General features: G+C 28.9%; 5 protein-coding genes. 3 read left to right on the plus strand and 2 right to left on the minus strand.

The window, feature by feature from the left end; genetic code table 11:
• Positions 1-239 precede the first annotated feature (239 nt).
• Together AACQ14_RS23220 and AACQ14_RS23225 are read left to right on the plus strand one after the other, a co-directional pair.
• On the plus strand, positions 240-1118 hold the full coding sequence (locus AACQ14_RS23220; protein WP_339365933.1) for a DegV family protein: 879 nt from the start codon (positions 240-242) through the stop codon (positions 1116-1118).
• Positions 1119-1383: 265 nt separating this feature from the next.
• Entirely contained in the window at positions 1384-2337 is a 954-nt protein-coding gene (locus AACQ14_RS23225; protein ID WP_339365934.1) for a calcium/sodium antiporter, read from the plus strand.
• A gap of 121 nt (positions 2338-2458) precedes the next feature.
• Here the strand turns inward: AACQ14_RS23225 and AACQ14_RS23230 are convergent, their stop codons facing one another.
• The gene (locus AACQ14_RS23230; protein ID WP_339365935.1) at positions 2459-2914 is read right to left on the minus strand and encodes a DMT family transporter; all 456 of its coding nucleotides are present in this window, start codon (positions 2912-2914) and stop codon (positions 2459-2461) included.
• 20 nt (positions 2915-2934) lie between these two features.
• Entirely contained in the window at positions 2935-3357 is a 423-nt protein-coding gene (locus AACQ14_RS23235) for a DMT family transporter (protein ID WP_339365936.1), read from the minus strand.
• A 192-nt stretch (positions 3358-3549) separates the two neighbouring features.
• Here AACQ14_RS23235 and AACQ14_RS23240 point away from each other — a divergent pair, with 192 nt between their 5' ends.
• Positions 3550-4230, plus strand: a complete 681-nt coding sequence (locus tag AACQ14_RS23240; protein WP_339365937.1) for a cyclic nucleotide-binding domain-containing protein — start codon at positions 3550-3552, stop codon at positions 4228-4230.
• Positions 4231-4370: the final 140 nt, after the last annotated feature.

Below are 4370 nucleotides of genomic sequence, written 5' to 3' on the forward strand. Positions count from 1 at the left end.
CAATCTTTGATAAGATAGCCACCTTATAGCAATTCATCTATTTTGTGGCTTTACAGTTCATATAATAACATTTTCATGCATAAAAACACACTATACATAGTTCTATTAACTACATCTCAAAACATTACAACTGCCTTTAACACTATAGTTTACGCTGTATAGTGTTAATCAATAATACATTTTAATACTAATTCTTATATGCTATAATAACTCATATAAATACTATTGGAGGTTGCTTTATGCCAAAATTTGAAATTATGTGTGATAGCGCATGTGATTTACCTGATTACCTAATCGAAGAATATGATATTAATATAATACCTTTTTATATATCCTTTGATCAGGAAAATTATTTACGGGAAAGAATTGACATAACTATAGATGAATTCTATGATAAATTATATAATAGCTTTCCAAAAACATCATTACCTTCCGTACAAGATTATATTAATAAATTTACTCCTTATGCAGAAAAAGGGAAAAAACTATTATGTATAACACTCACATCAAAATTCAGCGGTTCTTATCAATCAGCTGTAAACGCTCGTGAGATCATATTAGAGAAATATCCTGATTTTAATATAACTATTCTTGACTCTAGGCTATGTACAGCTTTACAAGGTTTATTTGTTGTGGAAGTTGCAAGAATGAAAGATGATGGATTATCTCTTGAAGAAGCACTTGAGAAAATAGAAAAAATAATACCTACAGGCAGGATAATGTTTACAATAGGTACACTTGAATACATGCAAAAAAGTGGAAGAATAGGAAAAGTTAGTGCCATAGCTGGTAATATACTTAACCTAAAACCTCTTATCGTTGTTAGAGATGGTGAACTATTCCCTTACGGTACAATCCGTGGAAGAAAAAAAGCACTTAAGAAAATAGTTTCTATGACAAAAGAACACTTCAAGAAAACTGGTGAAGACATAGATAATTATAATTTCTGTATAGCTAGAGGACACCATACTGATGAAGCTGAAAAAGTAGCAGATAAAGTTAGAGACCTAGGTGTAAAAGGAGATATGCCTTTCTATCAAGTAGGTTCTACAATAGGAACTAGTTGTGGTCCTGACCCAGTTGGAGTTATTTTTATTAAAAATTATAAATATGTATAATTTCTTGATTTATTGAAATATATATAGTATAATTTTTATTAGTTTAAGGGAGTAGCTTGAAACTTGGTCTGATGAATGCCAAGTTGAATAATCAGTCGTCATTCCGGTTCATATACCCGGCTGATTAACCATTTGATAACTATGCTTATTATTATATTATCATATAAGTATTATTATAAAATGAAAGCGAGACTTTTACTGTTTAATACAGTAGAAGTCTTTTTTTGTCACAAGCTATTCAATATATCTTAGGAGGATAACATTAATGAAAGAATTTTTACCCTATTTGCTATTTTTGATTGGCTTTATCATGATTATTAAAGGCAGTGATTGGTTTATAGATGCTACTATATGGATAGCCAAAGTATTAAAAGTACCCAATATCATAATAGGTGCAACCCTAGTTAGTCTATGTACTACTTTACCAGAAGCAATGGTATCAGGAAGTTCTGCTATTAATGGAAATGCAAGTATAGCATTTGGTAATGCATTAGGTTCAATTGCTTGTAATACTGGTTTTATACTGGGTCTAACAATTCTTTTATCAAGACCTGAGATTAAGCAAAAAAAGAAGCTTCGTAGAACAGGATTATTCCTAGTATTTTTATTAAGTTTATTGACTGTTTTTTCTCTTGTATTTGGAGAAATAGCAAGAATAACAGGATTTATGTTTTTAGGTATTTTAGTACTCTACTTATATAACAATGTGAAAGATGCTAAGATGAGTAGTAGTGAAATTAAGCAAGATAAAGAAATCGAAGTTACAAAAAGTATTATTATCAAAAACATAATATTATTTGCTATAGGTATAACTTTTACAATCATCGGTGCTAATCTTCTAGTTACTAATGGTGAAAAAATCGCTAAGATGTTAGGTGTACCAGATATAATCATAGGTGTTACCCTCACAGCCTTTGGTACTTCTCTACCAGAGTTAGTTACTGCTATTACAGCTATAGTTAAAAAAGCTCATGATATATCTATTGGTAATGTTCTTGGTGCTAATATACTTAATATCATATTGGTTATTGGTTTATCATCTAGTATATTACCATTCAAGATTCAACCTAGCTGGTTAAGTTACCATATACCATTTGTATTTGCTATAGTACTTTTACTTGTTGCATTTACTTTATTTAATAAAAAAAGATTTCACCGTTGGAATGGAGTACTAATGATTGCTACTTACTTTGCTTACATCTATTTCTTAGTATTCTAATTCAGAAATTAATTAATTATATTTTAGCTAAAATAATTTATTGAAAAATAAAATCCTGGGCTAACATCCAGGATTTTATGTTAAGCAAAATTTCTAATGGAGTAAAAAATTTGCAAAACGACTATTTAATTTTTGCTATCTCTTTGGCTTTCTTATCGCCAAAAATATAATATACAAGTCCAACTACGATTAATAACCCACCTACTACTTTACCAGTAGAAAAAATTCCTAATTTCACATAATCAATTAAAATTCCTGTAATCATCTGTCCTAAAAAAATAAGTATGGTAACATATACTGCTGATATCTTATTTATTAAAAGGTTATTTAAACATATGATAATTGAACCTATCCCTCCACCTAACATATAGTAAAATGGAGTATCACCCAATTTATTAAAAGAAAAGTCAAATACGAATCTATTCAAAATCAGAAAAAATATGATTGAACATATTAATCCTACTAAATAATTAGTGATACTTGACTGAATTAACCCTACTTTTGTTGCTAGATTTCCATTAATTGATATAGAAACAATAACTAATGCCCCTGCTAATAATGCTAGTATAATGTACATTATAGACCTCCTAAAAACATTTATAAAACAATCATTACAATAATACCAATACTCATTATTGCTATACCAGTTAATTTTCTTATATTTATCTTGTTTTTCTTGACTCCCAATAGTCCAAAGTGATCAATGCACATAGATGCAATTAACTGCCCCATCAATCCAAGACTAATTGTTAACGCTACACCTAATTTGTCAAAACATACATTGTTCATTGTAACGTTGAATATACCAATAGCTCCTCCGAGAAATAAGTATTTAGGGAGTCCTTTTATACTCTGTAGCTTATTACGGCTAATTAAGAATATAATGCTTGTACCTATCAAACCTACTAAATGTATTATAATCAAAGATTCATTATTTCCTATCTGCTGAGCTAATAGTCCATTAAATGAAATCATCAGAGCGATTAAAACTCCGTTAAATACAGCTACAAATTCAAACATAAATGCTCCTCTCAATTGGATAAGCTTTTTATAATAATTTTTTGACTTGATTCATTTATAATAATTATCATTTTATATAATCCTTATACATTAATTACAAATCTATAAGATAAGTGTTTACAAATTACATGTATTAAGATATCATTTAAAATACTATATGTAATAGGACATATGTCATAGGAGTGGATTTTTTTGCAAACATATAAAGATATACAGTTATTCAACATATATAATAAAAAATATAAATTATATGAGATATTTGGGGATGACTTAGAAAGTTATTATGAATTTCATCTATTTGAAAAAGGTGAATTGATATGTAAGATGGATGAACCTGTTTATTATTTCTACCTTTTGGTGGATGGTAAGGCCAAGGTATTTACCATGTCAGAGGATGGAAGGATTTTATTACATGAATTTTATAAATCCATAAGTGATTTTGGTGACATTGAGATTCTTAATAACACTAACTACAGGAGTAATGTTGAAGCTATTAAGCAAAGTTTGTTTATGGCTTTTCCTGTTAATTATATAAATTCTATATGTATGAACAGGAAAAAGTTTTTACAGTATTTATGTGTTAATCTAAGTAGGAAATTTATGATTAACTCTAAGAAAAGTTCTTATAATATCTTATATCCTCTTAAAAATAGATTGGCTGCATTTATATTGGAGCATATAACTGTAGAGGGGCAGAGATTGATAACACTTACCTCATCTTATAAAGAAATAGCTGAATCACTTGGGACAAGTTATCGTCATTTGTATAGGTCTTTGAATGAATTGAAATCATTGAATCTTATTGAGATTGATGGTAAGCAGATTAGGATTATTGATGAGGTGAATCTTAGAAAGTTAAGTAAGGAATTATAGATTTAGTAAATATTTTATAATAGTTCAAGTAAGTCAGAAAAAATGTTTTGTTCTGACGTGGTATTTGCAAAATAGTATATGTATATGTTACGCCAGCTACTTGCTCGTCCTGAGCAAACTGCTGGGTTCGGCGTCCTGCC

The organism is Vallitalea maricola (assembly GCF_036985595.1).
Classification (GTDB): domain Bacteria; phylum Bacillota; class Clostridia; order Lachnospirales; family Vallitaleaceae; genus Vallitalea; species Vallitalea maricola.